Here is a 20,283-nt window from a genome sequence, read left to right as displayed (position 1 = left end):
CGAATTTAAAATGTCCAGGTGATAGCGGCGGTTGCAGACCCCTCGTTGCGCCGCATCACGATCGGGCTGTTATTCGCACGATCGCTAAGCCAGGTATAGTCCGCGCTCAGGACCGTCCCCCAGTGAGCATCGAACTGATGGCTCCAGGTCAGGCTGGTATCGACGCCATAAAATCCACCCGGCGCTGAATAGCGGCGATATCCAGTGCGGCGACTCTGCTGCTCGCTGACCCCATACCACGTATTCAGATAACGGCTGTCGCCAAACAGGGCCGCAGACTGCAAGGCGACCGTGTCCTGGTTATTTTGTAAAGGGATTAGCGTCACGGAGGCCTGATAGCTTACCCCCTGGCTGTCCGTTAACGGCAGCGTCGCTTTGCCTTCCATACTCAGCCATGGCTCGGTCTGCCAGCCTACGGCAAGGCCGGTATTCAGGGTGGCATCAATGTCCCCCATCCCTTTCAGATTGTTTGCCCCCTCACGCCAGCCAGAATTTTTCTCAGCCCTTCCAAAGTCGTAGCCCAGCGTGTGTTCGAAATACCAACCGCTGTCATTTTGCAGGTCATATCCCACCCCTTTTTGCGCATCAATAAAGAAAGCGCCTTTACGACCCTGCAGCACCGGAACCACCTGCCACACCTGCTTGTCTGAGCCTGAGTAACGCGGGGCATACTGCCCTCCCAGCCCGACGGTTAAGGAATCGGACGCGGTGCCATCATCCGCCTGCACGCCAGACGTCACGACCATCAGAAGCGGGACGGACATATACAGGACTTTTTTTATCGCTATCATACTGCTCTCCATACAGACGCTGGCGTCTCCTGATTCAGGGGCGACCACACAATGTTGGCGCAGTATGATTTGGCTGAATCAATGAATCGTCGGGATAGTGTTAAGAAATGGTCAAGGTGAACGGATGTTGTCCAGAAGAGTGCTGATTATTGAAGATGACGCCGATGCGGCTGGCGTGCTCGAAGCCTATTTACGGCGTGAAAATTACGACGTGACCATTACCGGGGACGGTCTTTCCGGCCTGGATATGGCGCAGCGGTGGAAGCCCGACCTCATTCTGCTGGACGTAATGCTGCCGGGGCTTAACGGCACCGAGGTGCTGGCGGGCCTGCGTCGTAAAAGCGATGTGCCGGTGATTATGGTTACGGCCATGGGGGATACTCCCGATCGCATTGGCGCCCTGCGTTACGGTGCCGATGATTACGTTGTGAAGCCTTATCATCCGGGCGAAGTGGTGGCGCGGGTGCAGGCGGTGCTGCGGCGCAGCAGTAAAAAAGAGACAGACGAAGCGATCCTTCGCTGGCAAACGCTGGAGGTGGATGTCGCCGCCATTGTGGCGAGCGTGGATAACGGCGACGACGCCCCCGTGATGCTCGATCTTACGCCAACGGAATTCTCGCTTCTGGCAACGCTGCTGCGTTCTCCTGCGCACCCGTTCTCCCGCCAGTATTTACTGGAACACTGCTTGCCGGAAAGCGAGGCGCTGGAGCGCGTGGTGGACACCCATATTTATAACCTGCGTAAAAAACTTGAAGCGGCGGGTATTTCCGGCGTACTGATCAACGTTCGCGGCGTGGGTTACAGGTTCAGACAGCCATGATAAAAAACCGACACGCCTCTCTGTGGCGCTGGATTTGCGCACGCATTTTAGCGCTGGCCATCGGCAGCGTGATCGTCATTGCCACCTGCATGTGGCTGCGCTATGCGGTACAGAACTACTGGATCATGGGCAGGATGCCGCCAGCGGTCCGGCAGGAGTTTCTTACGCTCAGCCAGAACCCGCAGGCCAACCCGGCCCGCTTCCACTCGATTGTGGACACCTGGTGGGGCCTGAGCTATTCCACGCCGTCCATCGCCTCAGCGGACTGGGTCACGGTGGCCCTGCTGGTGCTGGTGATGATCCCGTTTATTGTGGTGATGGGGCTCAAACACGCCCGCCCGCTGGCACTGCAGTTCAGCCGACTTCGCGATGCGGCCAAGGATGTCGCCGAAGGTCAGTTTGGCCGTCAGGCAGAGCTGATCAAAGATGCACCGGCAGAAATGGTCAGCTTTGCGACCGACTTTAACTCTATGACAGGACAACTTGCCCGCTATGAGAAAGAGCTCCGCGCCTCGCACGTCGCGATGGCGCACGAGCTGCGCTCGCCCCTGACGGCCGCCATCGGGCGTCTGCAGGGCATGCTAGACGGCGTGTTTGATGCCAGCCCGGCGCAGCTGGGCATGGTGATGAAACAGCTCCAGCACCTCAACCGCCTCACCGATGAACTCCACCTTCTCTCTTTGGCAGACGCGGGTAACCTTGTGCTGGAGGACCAGCCGTTCTGTCTGGATGAGCTGATTCAGGAGCGGGCTGCCTGGATCATGCCCCAGGCGGATGCGCATCATTTCAGGATAACGCTACGTAACCCGCACACCAGCCCCTTCCGGGGCGATGCGTTCCGTATGGGGCAGGTCGTTACCATCCTCATGGAAAATGCGCTACGTTACGGACGCGAAGGCGGCCACCTTGAGGTGGCACTACATTACGCCAGCGGGCATTACATCCTCGAATTCACCGATGACGGGCCGGGCGTGTCGCCCCAGTTCTTACCGGAAATGTTTAAACGCTTTAGCCGCGAGGAGCAGTCCCGCGCGCGGCATTCCGGCGGCAGCGGCCTTGGTTTGTCCATCGCCCGGGCGATTTGCCAGGCGCATGGGGGTGAGATTAGCGCGTCATTACCGGAAACCGGCGGCCTTGCGGTGTGCATTTTGTTGCCCTGGCATCCGTCCGATAATGAAAATCTCCCCTCTTGATAAAGCCTTGACAGAACATCGAATCTTTCTCGACGTAGCGCGCATTTAATAACGCCATTCCCTTTATGGAGCGGCGTTATGTCAGACGAATTTTTTCTCTCCCTCCGCCACTGCCTGCATCATTTGTACGGCGTGGCGCGCACCCTTTCCTGGCTGCATTTTCTTCCCCTGGCCCTGCTTGCGCTGGCGATTTTTCCGCTGACCGGCTGCGGTGATAAACACGAAAACAAACCTGACCCAGTGCGTAAGGTACGCTACGTCGTCGTTGGCACCGCCCACTCCCTTCCCGCGCTGGAAAGAACCGGTGAGATCCATGCCCACGATGAAACGACCCTGAGCTTTCGCACCGGAGGCCGGATACTGACGCGTAGCGTTGATATTGGCGACCGGGTCACTGCCGGACAGTTGCTGGCCACGCTTGATAATACGACCGGGCAAAACCAGCTCGACAGCGCCGCGGCCGACTATGAAGGCGCCAAAGCCTCAGCCCAGGTCGCCGCGCTTAACGTCAGTCGCATGCAAAAGCTTATGCCAACAGGCGCGATAGCCCGCACGCAGTTCGACAGCGCCCGTGCGGACTGGCTTGTCGCCCGGGCGCGCTTAAAAAGCAGCGAGGCCGCATGGCGAAATGCCCGCGAAAGTCTCGGCTGGACGCGCCTGATCGCGCCGCAAGCGGGCGTCATCACGGCCGTGAGCGCCTCTGCGGGACAGGTTGTCAGCGACGGCCAGTCCGTGCTGACGCTGGCGACCGGGGAAGTCCGCGACGTGGCGTTTGACATTGCCGCGCCCGATGCGATCCCGTCTCTGGATAAAGCGGTTTTGCAGGTTTCCCTCCTCAGCGCCCCGTCGGTACAGGCGTCTGCCCTACTGCGGGATATCACCCCGCAGGCCGATCCTCAGACCCGTACCTGGCGCGTCAGAGCCACCCTGCAAAACCCGCCGGCGGCCATGGCGCTGGGCGCCAGCGTCACCGTGACGTTGCCCTCCGCCGCCCCGCATGGGTACGCGCTTCCCGCGTCGGCGCTGACCCGCGTCGGCGACAAACCGGCCGTTTTCGTCATTACCCCGCAGTCGCGGACGCAACTGCGCGTGGTGGTGCCCGTCGGCTATACGGCCTCCTCCGTCATGATTGCCTCCGGCCTTGAGTCCGGCGATCGGGTGATTACGGCGGGCGTGAGCACATTACGATCCGGCGAGCCGGTGATGGCCGGAGAGGTTCAGCCATGAACACAGGATCGGAAACCAAATTTAACCTCTCTGCCTGGGCGCTGAAGAACCAGCAGATGGTCAGCTTTTTCATGCTGCTGGTGATTGCGATGGGCGTGTTCTGCTATGAGAAGCTGCCGCGTAACGAAGATCCGGCATTCACCATTAAAACGGCCGTCGTCTCCGCACAGTGGCCGGGAGCCTCCGTGACGGATACCACCCGCCTGCTGACCGATACGCTTGAAAAAAAGCTGCAGGAAACGCCCTGGCTGGACTATCTCGAAAGTGAAACCCGTGCCGGACGCACCGTTATCCACGTCAACCTCCGTGACGATACGCCCCCGCAAAGCGTGCCCGATATCTGGTATCAGGTTCGCAAAAAAATGCAGGACATCGCGCCGTCCCTGCCCGAAGGGGTGCAGGGTCCTGCCGTGGACGACGAGTTTGACGACACGTTCGGCACAATTTACGCCTTTATTCCCGAAGGCTTCACGTTGCGGGAGGTGCGGGATCGCGCAGAGACAATACGGCGCGAGCTCATGTCTCTGCCGGATATGGGTAAAACCACCCTGCTGGGCGAACAGCAGGAGCAGTGGGTTCTCGCCTTTTCTCCGGCGCGCCTGGCCGGTATGGGGCTGGATATTCAGGCGGTCGCCGACGCCCTCCGGGCGCAAAACGCCGTTGTCCCGGCAGGAACGATGCGTACCGGGCAGGAGAACATGGCGATAAAGGTCAGCGGGGCGCTCACGACCGAAGAGAGTTTACGCGCCGTCACGCTGCACGTTAACAATCGCTATATTCCGCTGACCGACATTGCCACCGTCACCCGGGAAAACGCCGAGCCACCGGCCCCGGCCTACCGGGTGAACGGCAAACCGGCTATCGGGCTGGCGGTCTCGATGGCGCCGACAGGCAACATGCTGCGTTTCGGTGCTGCGCTGAATGCAAAAATGGCGACCCTCAGCGCCGGGCTGCCGCACGGTATCGAGATGGTGAAAGTCGCCGATCAGTCAGCGGTGGTGAGTGATGCGGTAAGCGGGTTTATCCGGGTGCTTATCGAAGCCGTTGTTATCGTGCTGGCGGTCTCATTTGTCTCGCTGGGTTTACGGGCCGGACTGGTGGTGGCGACGGCCATCCCGCTGGTGCTCGCCATGACGTTTGCCGGCATGATGCTCGCAGGCATCGGCCTTCAGCGTATCTCGCTCGGGGCGCTGATCATTGCCCTGGGCCTGCTGGTGGATGACGCCATGATCGCCGTCGAAACGATGGTCTCCCGGCTGGAAGCCGGGGATTCCCGTCGGCATGCGGCCACCCATGCATTCAAAACGACGGCCTTCCCGATGCTCACCGGTACCCTGGTGATGATTGCTGGCTTTATTCCCGTTGGTTTTGCGGCCTCCAGCGCCGGTGAATACTGCTTTTCCCTGTTTGCGGTGGTGCTCATCGCCCTGCTCTGTTCCTGGGCTGTCGCGATCCTGTTTTCGCCGTTGACGGGTACGTGGCTGCTGCCGGAAAAAGTCAGACATCACGCGGCGGGACCGGGAAGGATCGCGCGCGGGTACGGACGGCTTTTACGCCTGGCGCTCCGCCACCGGCTCTCCACCGTGCTGATTGCGCTTGCCGCGCTGGGGTTGTCAGCGTACGGCACGACGTTTATGCAGGGCGAGTTTTTCCCCGCCTCGGACCGGCCTGAGCTGCTGGTCAGCCTGACGCTTCCGGCCAACGCGTCGCAGGCGGAAACGTTAAGAGAGGTGGAAAAGCTGGAAAAAGCGCTGGCCGACAACGGCAATATCGATCGCTTTTCGACGTACGTTGGCTCAGGGGCCATCCGTTTTTACCTGCCGATGGACGTGCTGCTGGAAAATGAAAATATCGCCCAGATGGTTGTGGTGGCTAAAGACCTTGAGGCGCGGGATCGTCTGCATGCGCAGCTCAACAGGATCCTGGCGACGCAGTTTAGCGACATCATCACGCGGGTGTCGCCCCTTGAGCTGGGGCCGCCCGTCGGCTGGCCAATCAAATACCGGGTGAGCGGGCCCGATTATCTGCAGGTCCGGGCGTTTGCGAACCGTCTCACGGACGCGATTGGGCAGTCCCCGTACTCACGCGACGTTAACCAGACGGCCGGAGAGCCGGAGAGGGTCATCACCCTTGAGGTGAATCAGACGGCGGCCAGGGCGGCGGGAATATCGTCAGAAAGCCTCGCCCGCACGCTGAACACCGTCTGGTCCGGCAGCGTTGTCACGTCCATAAGAGATAACGACCGCCTTGTCGACGTGGTGCTCCGGGCCACAGACAATGCGCGCCACAGCACCGCCACCCTCTCCTCACTCACGATTCAGGGGAACGACGGTAAAAAAATTCCGCTCAGCGCCGTCGCGACGCCGGTCTGGGGCGTGGACGATCCGGTCATCTGGCGTCGCCAGCGCGTGCCCTTTATCACGGTGCAAACGGATCTTGCCCCGGGGCTGAAGGCTGAAGCGGTATCCGCGGCGCTGCGTCCGGCGGTGGATAAACTGCGCGCGAATCTGCCGGCAGGTTACAGCATTGAAGAAGGCGGCGCGGTTGCCGAATCGGATAAGGGGAACAGCTCCGTCTTTACCGTTCTTCCGGTAACGCTGGTCATCATGCTGTTGCTGCTGATGCTTCAGCTGCGGCAATATTCCCGGATGCTGCTGGCCCTCCTGATGGCCCCGTTTGGTTTACCGGGGATCGTGCTGGCTATGCTGCCCGGCGGAACGCCGATGGGGTTTGTCGCGCTGCTGGGCGTTATCGCCCTGGCGGGGATGATCGTGCGGAACGCGGTGATATTGATTAGCGAGGTTGACAGCAATCTTGCTCAGGGGATGACAAACGATGCCGCGATTATGGCGGCTGCGGAACACCGGGCCAGACCCATCTGTCTGACCGCCTGTGCCGCCATTCTGGGCATGATCCCCATTTCTCACCAGGTCTTCTGGGGTCCAATGGCCTATGCCATCATCGGCGGGCTGCTGGTTGCGACGCTGGTGACGCTGACCGTGTTACCCGCGTCGTTTAGCCTGCTGTTACAGTGGGGCGCTCAGCGCAAAGCCACAGAAGATGAACTGCGCTGAGGCTCCACCGTTTCCCGGCTGATTACGCGGCGGTCAACGCAAAACGGTCTTTCAGGACATGGCGGATTTCATCCTCCGCCAGCTGCCGCGCTTCAGTGCCGTTCGCGGTGATGGTTTTCAGCATATCGCCCAGTAAAATCTGACGTCCTTCCGGGCTGTGCTGTACCACCACCCGCTTCTGCACAAAGATCGCATCCGGGTGCGTGGAGTTAAGGTAGTTGGCCGGGACGAAATCAATCCATTCCTGAGGCGTGAGATCAAAGCCGTATTGCCGGGCCCACTCCCCCTCCACCTTCGCCTCAAGCAGATATTCGCCCTCCGCACTGCGGCTTAGCCGAAACGTGTCGAAATCCTGCGTGATATCCACATCAAGCGTGTCCAGCGCCATCGGCGCACGAATGCCGTAGCTGCCGAACCCGAGGTCGCAAAGCCACTGTCGGCTCTCCACCTCGGCAATCAACGCCATATGGGTTTTCGGCCGCCGCGCGGGGTAGAACATCGGGCGCGCCGCCACGAAACGGTAAGGTATCCCTAACGCCGCCAGCGCCATGGCAAAAAGCCCGTTTACCTCATAGCAGTAGCCGCCGCGCCCCTGCGTTAACACCTTATCAGCAATGTCGTCTGGCGCCAGCGAGACAATTTTACCCGCCTGCACGTCCAGATTTTCAAAGGGAACGGAAAAGAGCTGATGACGCATCAGCGCATGCAGGGTGGCCGTATCGGCAGCCACTGGTCCGGTGTAGTTTATGCGTTTGAAATAGGTGGAAATGTTAAAATTATCGCTATGCATAATGCCTCCTTGTCCTGAACATGCCGGACACTATAGATGGCGCGCATCATTGGCTGTATAGTCAGTTTTATCGAAAATTAGCCTGAACAGATACCCATGTCTGCCCCGTCCCAGTCGTCCCCACACTATCGCCGAATTGCCGAGATGCTGCGCCTCACGCTGACGTCTGGCGCGCTGCGCGCCGGTGACAGGATGATCTCCGCGCGTAAACTGGCCGAGCGCGAGCACGTTAGCCTTCCGACGGCGCTGGAGGCCCTTCGCTGCCTCGAGGCTGAAGGGCTGATCGTTGCGCGCCCGCGTTCAGGTTACTACATCCGCCAGACCAGCCTGTCACCGCGCGTGGAGCCCGCGCGCTCCTCACCCGGTCCGGTCCCCGTCACCCTATCCGCCGTGGCCCGGTCGCTGTTCAGCAGTGCAGAAGCCCGGCTGATCCCGCTGGGCGCCGCCCTGCCCGATCCCGCGTGGCTGCCAGGAGACGCGCTGCAGCGGGCGTTGCACTCCGCGGGCCGTCGTCTGGAAGCGCATGGACAGAGCTACAGCCTGCCCCCGGGAAGAGCAGACCTACGAAGTAAGATTGCCGCGCGCTCTGCGCAATGGGGAGCCCGGTTCAGCGCGGACGATCTCATTATCACCTCGGGCGCGACGCAGGCGCTGCGCCTGGCACTTCGGGCCGTGTGTCAGCCAGGTGATGTGGTGGCAATTGAGCAGCCCGCCTACTTTGGCACGCTCCTGCTGCTGGAGGATTTAGGCCTGAAGGCCTTAGCGATCCCCACCGACCCTGTGGAAGGCCTGCTGCTGGAGCCGCTGGCTGACGCCATTCGCTGCCATCGCCCCGCTGCCGTCCTGGCCTCACCCACCGTGCAAAACCCGTTGGGTGCCAGCATGCCCGTCGCACGCAAGCAGGAACTGGTTGCCCTGCTTGAAGAGGCAGAAATTCCGTTGATTGAGGACGATGTTTACGGAGATCTGGTCGGTGAGGGGCAACGCCCTCCGGCCTGCAAGGCGTTCGACCAGAGCGGGAATGTGATTTACTGCAGCTCCCTGTCTAAAACGCTTGCGCCGGGGTGGCGAATCGGCTGGATTGCCGCCGGACGCTACCACACGCAGGTCTTGCAGGCCCGCATGGCCGGAGACTGGGCTGGTGCACCGCTGCTGGAAGCCGCGACGAGCGAGATGCTGGCAAGCGGCGACTACGACCGTCACCTGCGGCGGCTCAAGCGGCGGATCGCGGTGGGATTAGCCGCCGTCGTGGCGCGGGTCGAGGCCAGTTTTCCCCCCGGAACCCGCGTAAACGTACCCGCAGCCGGCTTTTTGTTGTGGGTAGAACTGCCTCAGCAGATCAACGCCCTGGAGGTGCATCGTCGCGCGCTGGCGCTGGGTATTGGCGTCAGCCCCGGCCCCCTGTTTTCTCCTGGCGCAGAACTCACGCACTTTCTGCGGCTAAACTGCGCAAACGAACCGACGCCCCGCCTGCTCAATGCCGTAGGGCAGATTGGGGCCCTATGCCATGAACTGGCCGTTTTCACACCAGACTCTCCAGCCACTCGGTAAATACCCGCACTTTGCGGGAGAGGTGACGGTGTGGGTAGAGCAGTGACAGCTTGCGGTCCGGCGAGCGATAGGCTGGCAGGACCTCAACCAGCAGGCCGCGGTCAATGTAAGGCTGGAGAAAGAGATTCATCCCCTGCATTAACCCCAGCCCGGCCAGGCCTGCCGCGATGTAGGCCTCGGAGTTATCCACCACAAGCTTACCGGGTAAAGTCATCTCCGCGACGCCTTCTGGCGTGGTAAACGTCCACGGATGAATATGTCTGCTGCTGGTATTAATCCAGTTGATGGCCTGATGTTTGCGTAAATCATCCGGCGTTTCTGGCGTACCGTGTTTTGCCAGCCAGGCCGGGCTGGCGCAGGTCGTGATTTTGATGTTCCCGATTTTACGCGCGATATAATCGCCGTCGTCCAGCTCTCCCACCCGCAGCACGCAGTCCAGACCATCCCGCAGCATATCCCGACGGCGGTCAGAGCTGCTCAGAATGATGTCGATCTCAGGATGCTGACGATAAAAATCAGGCAGATTGGGTATCACCCGCAGCGTGGCAAAAGAGACCGGCATATCCACACGCAGCTGACCGTGTATTGCCCGGTCCGTACCAAACGACTCCAGTAATTCGTCCGCCTGCGCCAGCAGGGGTTTACTCTGGCGATAGAACGCCTCCCCATCCGGCGTCAGGCTAATCCGACGCGTTGTGCGCTGCAGGAGCCGCGTGCCGCTGTGTTGCTCCAGAAGCTGTAACGCTTTGGTGACTGCAGGGCGATGGACCTGCAGATTCTCCGCCGCCTGGGTAAGACTACCTGACTCGACAATTTCAATAAAAATTCGAATAGATTCAAAGAGATTTATTTGCATAAAGGATTTCAAACCGCGAACGGGATATTGTTATTGATTTTATAACAGTGATGAATCTTTTGGGCTATTTTTCCTAACAATATTGCACCCTACACTCTCCTCCATTCAAACGTAAGGGAGAGTCTGCTATGAAAAATAACCGTATCTGTCAGATCCTGGGTATCGAAAAGCCTGTTATTCAGGGGCCGTTATCCTGGCTTACCGATGCCCGTTTAGTTGCCGCGGTCAGCAATGCCGGCGGGCTCGGCGTGCTGGGACCCAATGCAGGCTTAACCGCCGACACCGCGGTCTCCACGCCGGAAGCGACAGCCGAAAAAATGCGCGAAGAAATTCGTAAAACCAAACGGCTGACCGAAAAACCGTTTGGCGTGAACCTGATCCCCACCGCCGTTAATGACGTCTGGACTGGACCAATTCTTAAGGTGGTAAAAGAGGAAGGCGTCAGGGCCGTGGTATATACAGGCTATGGGGAAGGCAGCATTATTCCCTCGCTGTTCAGTGAGTTAAAAGAGGCAGGGATCGCTATTATCTACCGCGACATCAATCCCACGCCGGAAAACACCCGTCTCGCAGAAGATCTGGGGGCAGACATTATCGTCGCCACCGGTTTTGATGAAGGCGGAACGTTACCCGCAACGGCGCTTGGCACCTTTTCCATCGTGCCGCTGATTGCCGATGCCGTGAAGCACATCCCGGTGATGGCCGCGGGCGGTATTACCGATAATCGCACCGCCAGAGCGGCGCATGCGTTAGGTGCGGAAGGCGTGTTTGCCGGATCGGTCTTTATCAGTACCGAAGAAAGCCGCGTGCCGCAGGGGGTCAAAGAGAAAATTGTTGCCGCCAACGGCCTGGACTTACTCCTTTTTCGCACCGTGCCCCATTACTACCGCGCGCTTCCCGGCAAGCTGGCGGAAAAACTGGCATCGATGGATAAAGCAGGCGCAAGCAACGACGCGCTGGGCAAGGCGATGGGAGGATTACGGGGCCTGCGTCTGGGCATGCTGGAAAATAACACCGATGAAGGCTATATCGCGCTCGGCACGGGGATTGGGAACATCCGCAGCGTGAAAAGCGTGGCCGAGATCGTCAATCTGTTAGCGGTTGAGTAAGCCCTCGGCGTCCTGACGGTTATCAGGACGCCATCTGTTCTCAGGGAATAATCCGCGCGGCTCTCAGCTGCGCAAACAGGCGGAAAAACATCTCATCGGTCGCCTGCATTTGCGTAAAGCCCGCCCTGCGCAGCTTGCTCCCGTCACCGAACATGTCGTAATCCCAGCTAAAGACAAAATCGGCAAACCGCCCGTCGCTTAGCTGCAAAATATCCGCTTCCACCAGCCGCTCTTCGGCAAGCTCGCGCCATACGCCGCGATAGTCGTTAAACAGCTGATGAAATGACAACCTCACCGGCGGCGCAGAGTCCAGTTCAAACCAGCGTACGATGCGCGGCCACAGCTCGCTCCAGCGCCAGATATCGCCATTGTTTACGTTGAAGGCCTGATTCTGTGCCGCAGGTGACGTGGCGGCCCACAGCGTTGTCTCGGCCAGCAGCCCGGCGTCGGTATGGTCAACAATGCTGTGCCAGGTCTGTTCTGAACCGGGAAAACGCAGCGGTAAACCCAGCGCCTTACACAGGGAGGCGTACAGAGCGATGCTCAGCGCAAGGTTCATGGCATTGCCCGGCACCGCACTCCCCACCACGCCCGGCCTGATGGCATTCCAGTGCCAGCCTTTCCCCCGCTGAAACTGGCTGAGCCACGTGAGCTGCGCGGCGTTAAATTCGGCACCCGCTACGCCGGGATCGCTTTCCCGCGCCGGGGTTTTAAACGGCCCCAGATGCGCACCGTAGACTTTGTAGCCCTGCATCAGGCTTACCGTCTGCAGCGGTGCCGCTGTTTCGAGGGTGCTGACCAGGTTACGCAGCATGGTGACGTTCGGCTCAACCATGTCTGCCCAGTTCGCCGCGTTCGCCCAGGCGCTGTAAAAGATGTGGGTGACTCCGTTCAGGGCGTGCAGCGCCCGTGCAGTGTCCTGCGCATCCAGTAAATCGACGTTCACCACGGGGATGCCGTCAGGATGAGACGCGGCATGGCGGCTAAGGCCGATCACCTCCCACTGATGGTGCAGGAGCGTATTGACCAGCTGTCTGCCGACAATGCCGCTGGCGCCCGCGACCAGGGCGACGTTGTGTTGCTGCATCTTATTCATGATGTTTCTCCGGAAAGGGTGACAGACGCAGTGTGATATATTATTTTTTCTGGAGATATCCCATGAAACTGATGGCACTTATAAGCAGAATCATTAAATGAATAACAAGCTCAATGCCATTTCTACCTTTCTGCGCGTCGCTGAAGCGGGCTCGTTTTCAGCGGCCGCCCGTCAGACCGGTATTAAGCAGTCCGCCGTCAGTCAACAGATCGCGGCGCTTGAGGAATCACTGGGTGTGGTACTGCTGCACCGTACGACGCGTAAGATGAAGCTGACCGAACAGGGTGAACGTTACCGGCGTGATATGCAGCTTGTGCTGGACGCCATGGGGGAAGCGGAGAGGCGTTTACATCCTGTCGATCATAGCGTTCAGGGGCGCGTCCATGTCCAGTTACCGAGCGGCCTGGGGCAGATTTTTTTGCCGCATCTGCTGGCGCTGCAGCGTCTGCATCCCGAGCTGCAGCTGATGCTTTCCCTGGATGACCGCCTTGCCGATCTGGTGACGGAGGGCGTGGATGTCGCGATACGGCTGAGCAGTGAGCCCCCGCAGGCGCATGCGGCGCGCGTGCTGGGGCGTATTGAAACCAGGCTGTTTGCCGCCCCCGGCTTTCAGGCGGTACGCGCCGTCAGCGAGCTGGCGACGCTGCCACACGTGCGGTTCAGCGGCATTCCGCTGGGTGCTCCCCTGCGCCTGATGTCTGACGAGGAGACGGTCGAGGTCAACGTGAATACTGTTTTCCGTGCCAACACCAGCGACGCGCTGCTGCAGGCGCTTGAGTCCGGCATTGGTATCGGCGGCATGCAGCAGCCGCTCGTGACACGCGCGCTGCAAACCGGCACGCTGGTACCGGTGCTGCCCGACTGGCGGTTACCCGATCGCTTCCTCTATGCCGTCTATCCTGACGCCCGCTTTATTCCGCAGCGCGTCAGAAAGGTCGTCAGCGTGATTGAGCATTTACTGCCTGAAATAATAAAGAAAAACTGATTGTTTCCGCCGTAAATGACGTGCATTTTTTAATCGCAAAGAATAGAGTGTTTTTACCGTATTCCCTCTTTCTGGAGCACGTATGCCGGATTACCGTTTTTTCCAAAAAGGCCCGAACCTCATTGCGATTGAGAGCGCAAACACCGATGCGGCCGCTCAGCTCATCGCTCAGGGGTTTGAAAAACAGTTTGAGGAGATCGGCGCTGCGGATGAAAAAGAGGCACTTACCCGCCTTGCGGATATCCGTAAAAATAATGAGATCGATCGCCATAACTTCCTGTCCGGAGCGGGCGAAATGCCGCTGATCGGCGTGCTGGCGGCTGCGGCAACCTGGTTGATGCAAAAGAAATAACGCAACCATCCTCTACCTCGCCACCGGCAAATCGGCGTACCGCGTCGTATAGGCCGGTGACAACATCTCACGCTTCATCGCCCACGGTTTCTCAATCCCCTGCCCGGCGAACCATATCTTCCCTTTGCCGGAGTGATTTACGCTGTCGATCATCTCCATCAGCGCCGCGCTGTTGGCGCGCAGACGATTATCGTCAAACAAATTAAGCTGGGCGACGCCGCTGCTGAAAAAGTCCGCCAGCATGACCCCGGCCTTCATATAGCGATACCCGTCGAGCCATATCCGCCCCAGCCCCTCCGTGGCGGCGCGGATGATATCGCGCGAGTCATTGGTGGGCGTCATCAGGGTGACAGAAGCCTGATTGCCGTAATAAATTTCGTTGTCAGCGTGCGGGCTGGTGCGCACAAACACGCTGATAAAACGACAGTATTGATGCTCGCCGCGCAGTTTCTCTGCGGCGCGCTCCGCGTAGGCGCAAATCGCCTGATGCATCTCTTCGTATTGGGTAATGCGGTGTCCAAACGAACGGCTACAGATGATTTGCTGCTTCGTGGGGGTGTACTCTTCCAGGTCAAGGCAGGGCTCGCCGCGAAGCTCGCGCGCAGTGCGTTCCAGTACCACGTTGAAATGTTTGCGAATGACCCACGAGGAGGCCTCCGCCAGCTCCAGCGCCGTGGTAATCCCCATTGCGTTCAGTTTTTTCGTGATGCGCCGCCCTACCCCCCACACCTCCTCTACCGGCACCTTTGCCAGCAGTTTACGCTGCCGCTCCCGGCCTGAGAGATCGACCACGCCGCCGGTGCCAGCCCATCGCTTCGCCGCATAGTTGGCCAGCTTCGCCAGCGTTTTTGTCGGGGCAATACCGACGCCAACGGTTAAGCCCGTATTTTTATAGACCTGCGTGCGCATCTGGTGTCCGAACGCTTCCAGTGCAAGGCAGTTACCGATCCCTGAAACGTTCACGAACGCCTCGTCGATCGAGTAAATTTCTATGGCCGGAGCGAGATCCGTCAGCGTCTGCATCACCCGACTGCTGAGATCGGCATACAACGCATAGTTCGAACTAAAGACGTAAACCCGCGACGGATAGCCCTTCTCTTTGAATTTAAAATAGGGCTCCCCCATTTTTATGCCGAACTGCTTTGCCTCCGGCGACAGTGAAATAATGCAGCCGTCGTTATTGGACACCACCACGATGGGCTTCCCCTGCAGATCGGGGCGAAATACCTTCTCGCAGGAGGCATAGAAGCTATTCACATCAACCAGCGCGAACATGTTTATGCGTTTTAAGCGTGTGGGTGACGACGCCGAAGATCTGCAGCTCCTCTTCGGACTGAAAGGTAATCGGCTGATAGCGGGCATTATGCGGCAGAAGTCTCAGAACCGGGCGGGTCTGTAGCTCTTTCACCGTAAACTCACCGGCGACCGACGCCACGACGATGTCCCCATGTTCGGCATTTAACGAACGATCGACCACCAGCAGATCGCCGTCACCGATCCCCGCGCCAATCATGGAGTCTCCACTCACCTTGATAAAATAGGTCGCACTGGGGTGTCTCACTGCCAGCCGGTTAAGATCGAGACGATCTTCCACATAGTCCTGCGCCGGACTGGGGAAGCCACAGGCTACACGCTCTGCAAACAACGGTAATTCAATAGATTGGTTTGGATGATAAGAAAAGAGAGTGTCCATAATGCCTTTCTCGCCAGGTACTGTATATAAATACAGTATTACGGATTATGGCCAGGGATCAAGGTCATTTCCGGAGGCGAACCCAAACGCGTTGAAGTGTCAGAAGATTTAAAACGCGCAAAGCCCGGAAGCGCCCTTCCGGCTTTGCGCCTGTGACGATCAGTCCATCAGCGTATTCAATGTTTCCAGTGCGTCAGGCGGCAGCTGCAGTTCCCCCGCCGCGAGGTTTTGCCGCAGATGCGCCACGGAAGAGGTGCCCGGGATCAGCAGGATATTTGGGGAACGCTGCAGCAGCCATGCCAGCGCAACCTGCATTGGCGTTGCGCCCAGCGAGTCGGCGACAGCCTGCAGCCCGGAAGATTGCAGTGGCGTAAAGCCGCCCAGCGGGAAGAACGGTACATACGCAATCCCCTGCTGCGCCAGCAGATCCACCAGCGCGTCGTCACCCCGGTTCACAATGTTGTACATGTTCTGCACGCACACCACCGGCACCAGCTTCCGGGCTTCCGCGACCTGGGTGGCCGTGACGTTGCTCAGGCCAATATGACGCACCAGCCCCTGCTGCTGTAATTCGGCCAGGGTGGAAAGCGGTTCAGCAATCGATCCTTCCGCCGGCCCGTGTGCGCTAAACATGATCCGCAGATTCACCACGTCCAGCACGTCCAGCTGCAGATTACGCAGGTTGTCATGCACCGCCTGCGTCAGTTCCTGCGCGGAAAAGGCCGGCAGCCAGGCGCCTTTGTCATCGCGACGGGCGCCGATCTTGGTGACAAGCGTCAGATCGTCCCGGTACGGGTGAAGCGCCTCGCGGATCAGCTGGTTAGTGACATGAGGGCCGTAAAAATCACTGGTATCAATGTGGTTCACCCCCGCCGCCACCGCTTCGCGCAGCACGTCCAGCGCGGCCTGCTTATCCTTCGGCGGCCCAAAGACGCCAGGCCCGGCCAGCTGCATCGCACCGTAGCCCAGCCGTTTCACCGTCCGCGTCCCGAGCGCGTACGTCCCGCTTTTATCAATGCTGCTCATGTTGACCTTCCTCATAAAAATGATCCGGATTTACAACAGGTTCCCTCAGGGAGCCCTTAGTTAAGCGCGAGTTAAATTAAAGTTTAAATTCTATACGACGATAGTATTGGTGTACCTCTGCATCCTTTCTAACGGACGACCGCTATGCTGAAAAATCTGCACGTGATTACCGGTATTATCTTTGCCCTCACCATATTCTGTCTGCTGCAAGTTGTCACGGGAGGGTTGTTCTACTCTGCCGTCAGTAACGATCGCCATAACTTCCAGAATTCCGGCGTGCTCAATGCCCAGCAGGAAAGCCTGAGCGACAGCGTGAACACGCTGGTGAAAACGCGCGTCACCGTCACCCGCGTGGCGATCCGCTATCTGAAAAACCAGCGTGACCCGGCTTCCCTGGCGGCGATCAATAAGCTGCTTGGCACCGCAGGCGACTCGCTGGCAAAAGCCGAAGCCTATAACAAAGAGTGGCAGAAACTGCCGCAGGTTAAGGGCCAGGAGGCGGCATTGACCGACGAGATGCAGAAATCCTGGAACCAGATGCACGAAGTGATGCGCTTATCGATTGAGTATCTGCGTGCCGACAACTATCAGGCCTATGGGGATCTGGACGCGCAGCAGGCGCAGGACGACATGGAAGCGGTCTATAACCGCTGGCGCGCCGAAAACAACACCCTGCTGAAGGCCGCAACCGAAGAGAACCAGAGCAGCTTCACGCAGATGCAGTGGACCCTGGCGGCAATTCTGCTGGCAGTTATCGCGGTTCTGGTGGTCATCTGGCAGGGTTTACAGCACCTGCTTTTAAAACCACTCCACTCCATTATGAACCATATTCGCGCCATTGCAGGGGGCGACCTGACGCAGGATATCGCAATATCTGGCCGCAACGAGATGGGTCAGTTGGCCGCTGGCCTGCATGAGATGCAGCAGTCGCTGGTGACCACCGTCAGCGCCGTGCGCGGAAGCACCGATTCCATCTACACCGGCGCAGGCGAAATTGCCGCAGGAAGCAACGATCTGTCCGCCCGCACCGAGCAGCAGGCCGCCTCGCTGGAAGAGACTGCCGCCAGCATGGAAGAGCTGACCGCGACGGTTAAACAGAACTCCGATAACGCCCGTCAGGCCACGCTGCTGGCGAAAAACGCCTCTGAAACGGCCGCGCGCGGCGGTCACGTCGTGGATAACGTGGTTCGCACCATGAACGAAATCGCCGACAGTTCGCAGCAAATTGCGCATATTACCAGCGTGATCGACAGCATCGCGTTCCAGACGAACATTCTGGCGCTTAACGCCGCGGTGGAAGCCGCACGCGCCGGGGAACAGGGGCGTGGCTTTGCGGTTGTCGCGGGCGAGGTCCGTACGCTGGCGAGCCGCAGCGCGCAGGCGGCGAAAGAGATCAAAGGGCTTATCGAGAACTCCGTCAGCCGGGTGAATACCGGTTCTGAGCAGGTGAGCGAGGCCGGCACCACCATGAAGGAAATTGTCGCTGCCGTCACCCGCGTGACCGATATCATGGGCGAGATTTCCTCTGCCTCTGACGAGCAGAGCCGCGGTATTGAGCAGGTGAGCCTGGCCGTTTCGCAGATGGACAGCGTGACGCAGCAAAACGCCGCGCTGGTGCAGGAGTCCGCCACGGCGGCTGCGGCACTGGAAGATCAGTCCGAGCAGCTGCGCCAGGCGGTAGCGGCGTTTCGTCTGAACGGCAAAGAAAAAGCGGTCGCTCCACGCCCGGCCAATCTGAAAACGCCACAGCTGCTGCGCCCGGCAACGACAACCCCCTCCACCGACAGCAACTGGGAAACGTTCTGAGTCTCAGGCGGGCGAGAATATCGCCCGCTAGCGGCTGCGCTTGGCGTGCCGCTCCCAGTTTTCCTGTTTTGCTTCATCGGATTTTCGCAGCGAGACATAGCATGCCCCGCTGCCGCCGTGATGCGGCAGCGCCACGCAGAAGGCCTGCACTTCCTCGAACTCGGTCAACCAGCGCGCCAGGTAGCTGCGCACCACATTCGGATGCGAGTTCTGCTCCCGCCCTTTCCCGTGAATAATAATCAGGTTACGTAACCCGTCACGTCTGGCCTGGCAGATAAAAGAAAACAGCATCTGACGGCAGCGTTCGGCAGGCTGACGCAGGAGGTTTAAGCTGGCCTGGCGGGCATATTTACCCGAGCGCAGCTTATCGATAACGCCCTGCTGCACCCCTTCGCGCTGGAACGCCAGCGGTTCTTCCAGGGGAAGAAGGTCAAGAAAATCGAGCGTCAGGAAGTTATCCAGCTGTTCATTATCCACCTCCTCGCGCACCCGGGTATTGCGGCTGGGCTGCCAGTGAATATCCGGGCCACGCTTCAGCGGCTGGACATCTTCCATGGCGTCAAGAAAAAAGGATTTGTCGTCAGGGTTCATGGATATCCTCCGGCTACAGCTGAGGACGGTACTATACCTGCGCCCGAGACAGGCCTCAATCACCGTTACAGGCCGTCGTGCGCAACAAATATTAACCTGATGAATATATATAGTATTTATAAAATAAACTTAAATATGACTTAACTAAAATTTCAGCAAAGATGAAATAAGTGATTTGTGTTAAATTTTCGTAAAATCAAACACTCAATATCCTTTCATTTTGCGGGAAAGGTGTTATACCTAAATATACCTGCTTCATGGATATAATACTCAGGATTGGCGAAAGGACGCACTGCTGTGTGTACTGGAGGGTCTGTCAGATGTCGGACAGACCCTGTTTTTTATGGTCGGCTTTTCACGCCACGGCTATTTTCCTCGCTTCCCTTCTGAACTGTGTAATTAATGATTCGGCAAGGGGCGTCTGACGTGAATCACGGCGCTGAATTAAATAATATGCTGCTTTTGGAAGCGACTCGACAACCGGCAGCATGACCAGGCGGTGCGCCAGCAGCGGGTCACACCCTAGCTCCTGCGGCAATATGCTTAGAAAATCACTTTGCGCAACCAGGCTAATACAGGAGGAAAAGGTTTCACAGACCACACCAATTCGCGGTATTTGCGAGCGATCGCTAAATACCTCTTCTAATTGCTTGTAATAGCTTCCCCGCGGCGTCGGCATTGTCCAGTTATAATGCAGAAGTTCATTAATCGACGTTGCTCCCGTCGCCGGATGCCCTTCCCGACAAAATACCGCAAACGGTTTTTCGAAGAGTTTTTCAAACGTAAATTCCTGGTCGTAAGGCCCCTGATAATAGGTATTGATGGTGAAATCCAGTTCGCCCTGGCGTAATTCATTGATCATCGATACCAGCTGCCCTTCCATAATCCGCACCTTGACCTGCGGATGCTGCGCGTGAAAGCGGGTAATGACGGCGGGCATCAGGCTGCGTGAAACGCTGGCCCCCATCCCGATGTTGATCTGCCCGGCCAGCTCCCCCTGCCGCTGACGAATGTCATCCTGCGCCGCGCGCAGCTCTTCCAGGATCAACCTGGCGCGCTGGTAAAAACCCTCACCGCATTCGGTCAACGCGACGCCCTTACTCCTGCGCACGAAAAGCTGCGCCGCCATGCCCTCCTCCAGCTCTTTGATGGATTTGGTCAGCGCCGGCTGGGAAAGATTCAGCGTTCTGCTGGCACCGCGAATGCTGCCCTGACGCGCGACTTCAACAAACGCCCGGATTTGATGAAATTTAATCTGGAATGTCATAGCCCGACCGATAACCGTTGTTTATCAGAGTAAAGAAACTGTCATCTACTTTAATG

The 20,283-nt window shown here is 58.6% G+C and carries 18 protein-coding genes; 9 read left to right on the top strand and 9 right to left on the bottom strand.

Going from position 1 to position 20,283, the window contains the following annotated elements:
- Window positions 1-5 precede the first annotated feature (5 nt).
- Window positions 6-791: a MipA/OmpV family protein gene (locus OTG14_RS06030; protein WP_061715379.1), complete on the bottom strand. Its 786-nt coding sequence runs from the start codon at window positions 789-791 to the stop codon at window positions 6-8.
- 124 nt (window positions 792-915) lie between these two features.
- Here OTG14_RS06030 and OTG14_RS06025 point away from each other — a divergent pair, with 124 nt between their 5' ends.
- From OTG14_RS06025 to OTG14_RS06010, 4 genes are all read left to right on the top strand, one after another.
- Window positions 916-1,611 carry a response regulator gene (locus tag OTG14_RS06025; RefSeq protein ID WP_048991176.1) on the top strand — a complete coding sequence of 232 codons (696 nt, stop codon included), beginning with the start codon at window positions 916-918 and terminating at the stop codon, window positions 1,609-1,611.
- Window positions 1,608-2,804, top strand: a complete 1,197-nt coding sequence (locus tag OTG14_RS06020) for a sensor histidine kinase (RefSeq protein WP_196346220.1) — start codon at window positions 1,608-1,610, stop codon at window positions 2,802-2,804. The genes OTG14_RS06025 and OTG14_RS06020 overlap by 4 nt, the downstream gene beginning before the upstream one ends.
- Before the next feature lie 78 nt (window positions 2,805-2,882).
- Window positions 2,883-4,031 carry an efflux RND transporter periplasmic adaptor subunit gene (locus OTG14_RS06015; protein ID WP_267214723.1) on the top strand — a complete coding sequence of 383 codons (1,149 nt, stop codon included), beginning with the start codon at window positions 2,883-2,885 and terminating at the stop codon, window positions 4,029-4,031.
- The gene (locus OTG14_RS06010) at window positions 4,028-7,105 is read left to right on the top strand and encodes an efflux RND transporter permease subunit (RefSeq protein ID WP_267214722.1); all 3,078 of its coding nucleotides are present in this window, start codon (window positions 4,028-4,030) and stop codon (window positions 7,103-7,105) included. The genes OTG14_RS06015 and OTG14_RS06010 overlap by 4 nt, the downstream gene beginning before the upstream one ends.
- A gap of 22 nt (window positions 7,106-7,127) precedes the next feature.
- Here OTG14_RS06010 and OTG14_RS06005 read toward each other — a convergent pair whose 3' ends face one another.
- The gene (locus OTG14_RS06005; protein ID WP_248272148.1) at window positions 7,128-7,895 is read right to left on the bottom strand and encodes an arylamine N-acetyltransferase family protein; all 768 of its coding nucleotides are present in this window, start codon (window positions 7,893-7,895) and stop codon (window positions 7,128-7,130) included.
- 96 nt (window positions 7,896-7,991) lie between these two features.
- Here OTG14_RS06005 and OTG14_RS06000 point away from each other — a divergent pair, with 96 nt between their 5' ends.
- The gene (locus OTG14_RS06000) at window positions 7,992-9,446 is read left to right on the top strand and encodes an aminotransferase-like domain-containing protein (protein WP_267214721.1); all 1,455 of its coding nucleotides are present in this window, start codon (window positions 7,992-7,994) and stop codon (window positions 9,444-9,446) included.
- On the opposite strand, the gene OTG14_RS05995 is transcribed toward OTG14_RS06000, so the two are convergent.
- On the bottom strand, window positions 9,418-10,302 hold the full coding sequence (locus tag OTG14_RS05995; RefSeq protein ID WP_048991185.1) for a LysR family transcriptional regulator: 885 nt from the start codon (window positions 10,300-10,302) through the stop codon (window positions 9,418-9,420). The two genes, OTG14_RS06000 and OTG14_RS05995, sit on opposite strands and share 29 nt — an antisense overlap.
- A 128-nt stretch (window positions 10,303-10,430) precedes the next feature.
- Here OTG14_RS05995 and OTG14_RS05990 point away from each other — a divergent pair, with 128 nt between their 5' ends.
- Window positions 10,431-11,411 carry an NAD(P)H-dependent flavin oxidoreductase gene (locus OTG14_RS05990; protein ID WP_048991186.1) on the top strand — a complete coding sequence of 327 codons (981 nt, stop codon included), beginning with the start codon at window positions 10,431-10,433 and terminating at the stop codon, window positions 11,409-11,411.
- Window positions 11,412-11,451: 40 nt separating this feature from the next.
- On the opposite strand, the gene OTG14_RS05985 is transcribed toward OTG14_RS05990, so the two are convergent.
- The gene (locus OTG14_RS05985) at window positions 11,452-12,507 is read right to left on the bottom strand and encodes an SDR family oxidoreductase (protein WP_090417213.1); all 1,056 of its coding nucleotides are present in this window, start codon (window positions 12,505-12,507) and stop codon (window positions 11,452-11,454) included.
- A 97-nt stretch (window positions 12,508-12,604) separates the two neighbouring features.
- Here OTG14_RS05985 and OTG14_RS05980 point away from each other — a divergent pair, with 97 nt between their 5' ends.
- Window positions 12,605-13,492 (top strand): LysR family transcriptional regulator, encoded by an 888-nt coding sequence (locus OTG14_RS05980; protein WP_048991190.1) that lies wholly within the window; start codon window positions 12,605-12,607, stop codon window positions 13,490-13,492.
- A gap of 82 nt (window positions 13,493-13,574) precedes the next feature.
- Window positions 13,575-13,844, top strand: a complete 270-nt coding sequence (locus tag OTG14_RS05975; RefSeq protein ID WP_032651072.1) for a hypothetical protein — start codon at window positions 13,575-13,577, stop codon at window positions 13,842-13,844.
- Between the two features lie 12 nt (window positions 13,845-13,856).
- Here the strand turns inward: OTG14_RS05975 and umuC are convergent, their stop codons facing one another.
- The 3 genes from umuC to OTG14_RS05960 form a co-directional block, all read right to left on the bottom strand.
- Window positions 13,857-15,119, bottom strand: a complete 1,263-nt coding sequence (gene umuC / locus OTG14_RS05970; RefSeq protein ID WP_048991191.1) for a translesion error-prone DNA polymerase V subunit UmuC — start codon at window positions 15,117-15,119, stop codon at window positions 13,857-13,859.
- Window positions 15,103-15,537, bottom strand: coding sequence for a translesion error-prone DNA polymerase V autoproteolytic subunit (gene umuD / locus OTG14_RS05965; RefSeq protein ID WP_024909162.1), 435 nt, complete (start codon window positions 15,535-15,537; stop codon window positions 15,103-15,105). Before umuD ends, umuC begins: the two co-directional genes overlap by 17 nt.
- Before the next feature lie 159 nt (window positions 15,538-15,696).
- On the bottom strand, window positions 15,697-16,563 hold the full coding sequence (locus OTG14_RS05960; RefSeq protein WP_048991192.1) for an aldo/keto reductase family oxidoreductase: 867 nt from the start codon (window positions 16,561-16,563) through the stop codon (window positions 15,697-15,699).
- 144 nt (window positions 16,564-16,707) lie between these two features.
- On the opposite strand from OTG14_RS05960, the gene tcp reads away from it, so the two are divergent.
- Window positions 16,708-18,369, top strand: coding sequence for a methyl-accepting chemotaxis citrate transducer (gene tcp, locus OTG14_RS05955; RefSeq protein WP_090417214.1), 1,662 nt, complete (start codon window positions 16,708-16,710; stop codon window positions 18,367-18,369).
- 27 nt (window positions 18,370-18,396) lie between these two features.
- On the opposite strand, the gene smrA is transcribed toward tcp, so the two are convergent.
- Entirely contained in the window at window positions 18,397-18,960 is a 564-nt protein-coding gene (smrA, locus tag OTG14_RS05950) for a DNA endonuclease SmrA (RefSeq protein WP_048991196.1), read from the bottom strand.
- 355 nt (window positions 18,961-19,315) lie between these two features.
- Window positions 19,316-20,227, bottom strand: a complete 912-nt coding sequence (locus OTG14_RS05945; RefSeq protein WP_267214720.1) for a LysR family transcriptional regulator — start codon at window positions 20,225-20,227, stop codon at window positions 19,316-19,318.
- Between the last annotated feature and the right edge of the window lie 56 nt (window positions 20,228-20,283).

This window comes from Enterobacter pseudoroggenkampii (genome assembly GCF_026420145.1).
Taxonomy (GTDB): domain Bacteria; phylum Pseudomonadota; class Gammaproteobacteria; order Enterobacterales; family Enterobacteriaceae; genus Enterobacter; species Enterobacter pseudoroggenkampii.
Note: the sequence above shows the minus strand (reverse complement) of the source record. Positions and strands in the feature narration are given on the sequence as shown.

Coding starts and splice junctions, on each gene's coding strand:
- OTG14_RS06030 (WP_061715379.1), bottom strand. CDS start 791: ATGATAGCGATAAAAAAAGTCCTGTATATGTCCGTCCCGCTTCTGATG.
- OTG14_RS06025 (WP_048991176.1), top strand. CDS start 916: ATGTTGTCCAGAAGAGTGCTGATTATTGAAGATGACGCCGATGCGGCT.
- OTG14_RS06020 (WP_196346220.1), top strand. CDS start 1,608: ATGATAAAAAACCGACACGCCTCTCTGTGGCGCTGGATTTGCGCACGC.
- OTG14_RS06015 (WP_267214723.1), top strand. CDS start 2,883: ATGTCAGACGAATTTTTTCTCTCCCTCCGCCACTGCCTGCATCATTTG.
- OTG14_RS06010 (WP_267214722.1), top strand. CDS start 4,028: ATGAACACAGGATCGGAAACCAAATTTAACCTCTCTGCCTGGGCGCTG.
- OTG14_RS06005 (WP_248272148.1), bottom strand. CDS start 7,895: ATGCATAGCGATAATTTTAACATTTCCACCTATTTCAAACGCATAAAC.
- OTG14_RS06000 (WP_267214721.1), top strand. CDS start 7,992: ATGTCTGCCCCGTCCCAGTCGTCCCCACACTATCGCCGAATTGCCGAG.
- OTG14_RS05995 (WP_048991185.1), bottom strand. CDS start 10,302: ATGCAAATAAATCTCTTTGAATCTATTCGAATTTTTATTGAAATTGTC.
- OTG14_RS05990 (WP_048991186.1), top strand. CDS start 10,431: ATGAAAAATAACCGTATCTGTCAGATCCTGGGTATCGAAAAGCCTGTT.
- OTG14_RS05985 (WP_090417213.1), bottom strand. CDS start 12,507: ATGAATAAGATGCAGCAACACAACGTCGCCCTGGTCGCGGGCGCCAGC.
- OTG14_RS05980 (WP_048991190.1), top strand. CDS start 12,605: ATGAATAACAAGCTCAATGCCATTTCTACCTTTCTGCGCGTCGCTGAA.
- OTG14_RS05975 (WP_032651072.1), top strand. CDS start 13,575: ATGCCGGATTACCGTTTTTTCCAAAAAGGCCCGAACCTCATTGCGATT.
- umuC (WP_048991191.1), bottom strand. CDS start 15,119: ATGTTCGCGCTGGTTGATGTGAATAGCTTCTATGCCTCCTGCGAGAAG.
- umuD (WP_024909162.1), bottom strand. CDS start 15,537: ATGGACACTCTCTTTTCTTATCATCCAAACCAATCTATTGAATTACCG.
- OTG14_RS05960 (WP_048991192.1), bottom strand. CDS start 16,563: ATGAGCAGCATTGATAAAAGCGGGACGTACGCGCTCGGGACGCGGACG.
- tcp (WP_090417214.1), top strand. CDS start 16,708: ATGCTGAAAAATCTGCACGTGATTACCGGTATTATCTTTGCCCTCACC.
- smrA (WP_048991196.1), bottom strand. CDS start 18,960: ATGAACCCTGACGACAAATCCTTTTTTCTTGACGCCATGGAAGATGTC.
- OTG14_RS05945 (WP_267214720.1), bottom strand. CDS start 20,227: ATGACATTCCAGATTAAATTTCATCAAATCCGGGCGTTTGTTGAAGTC.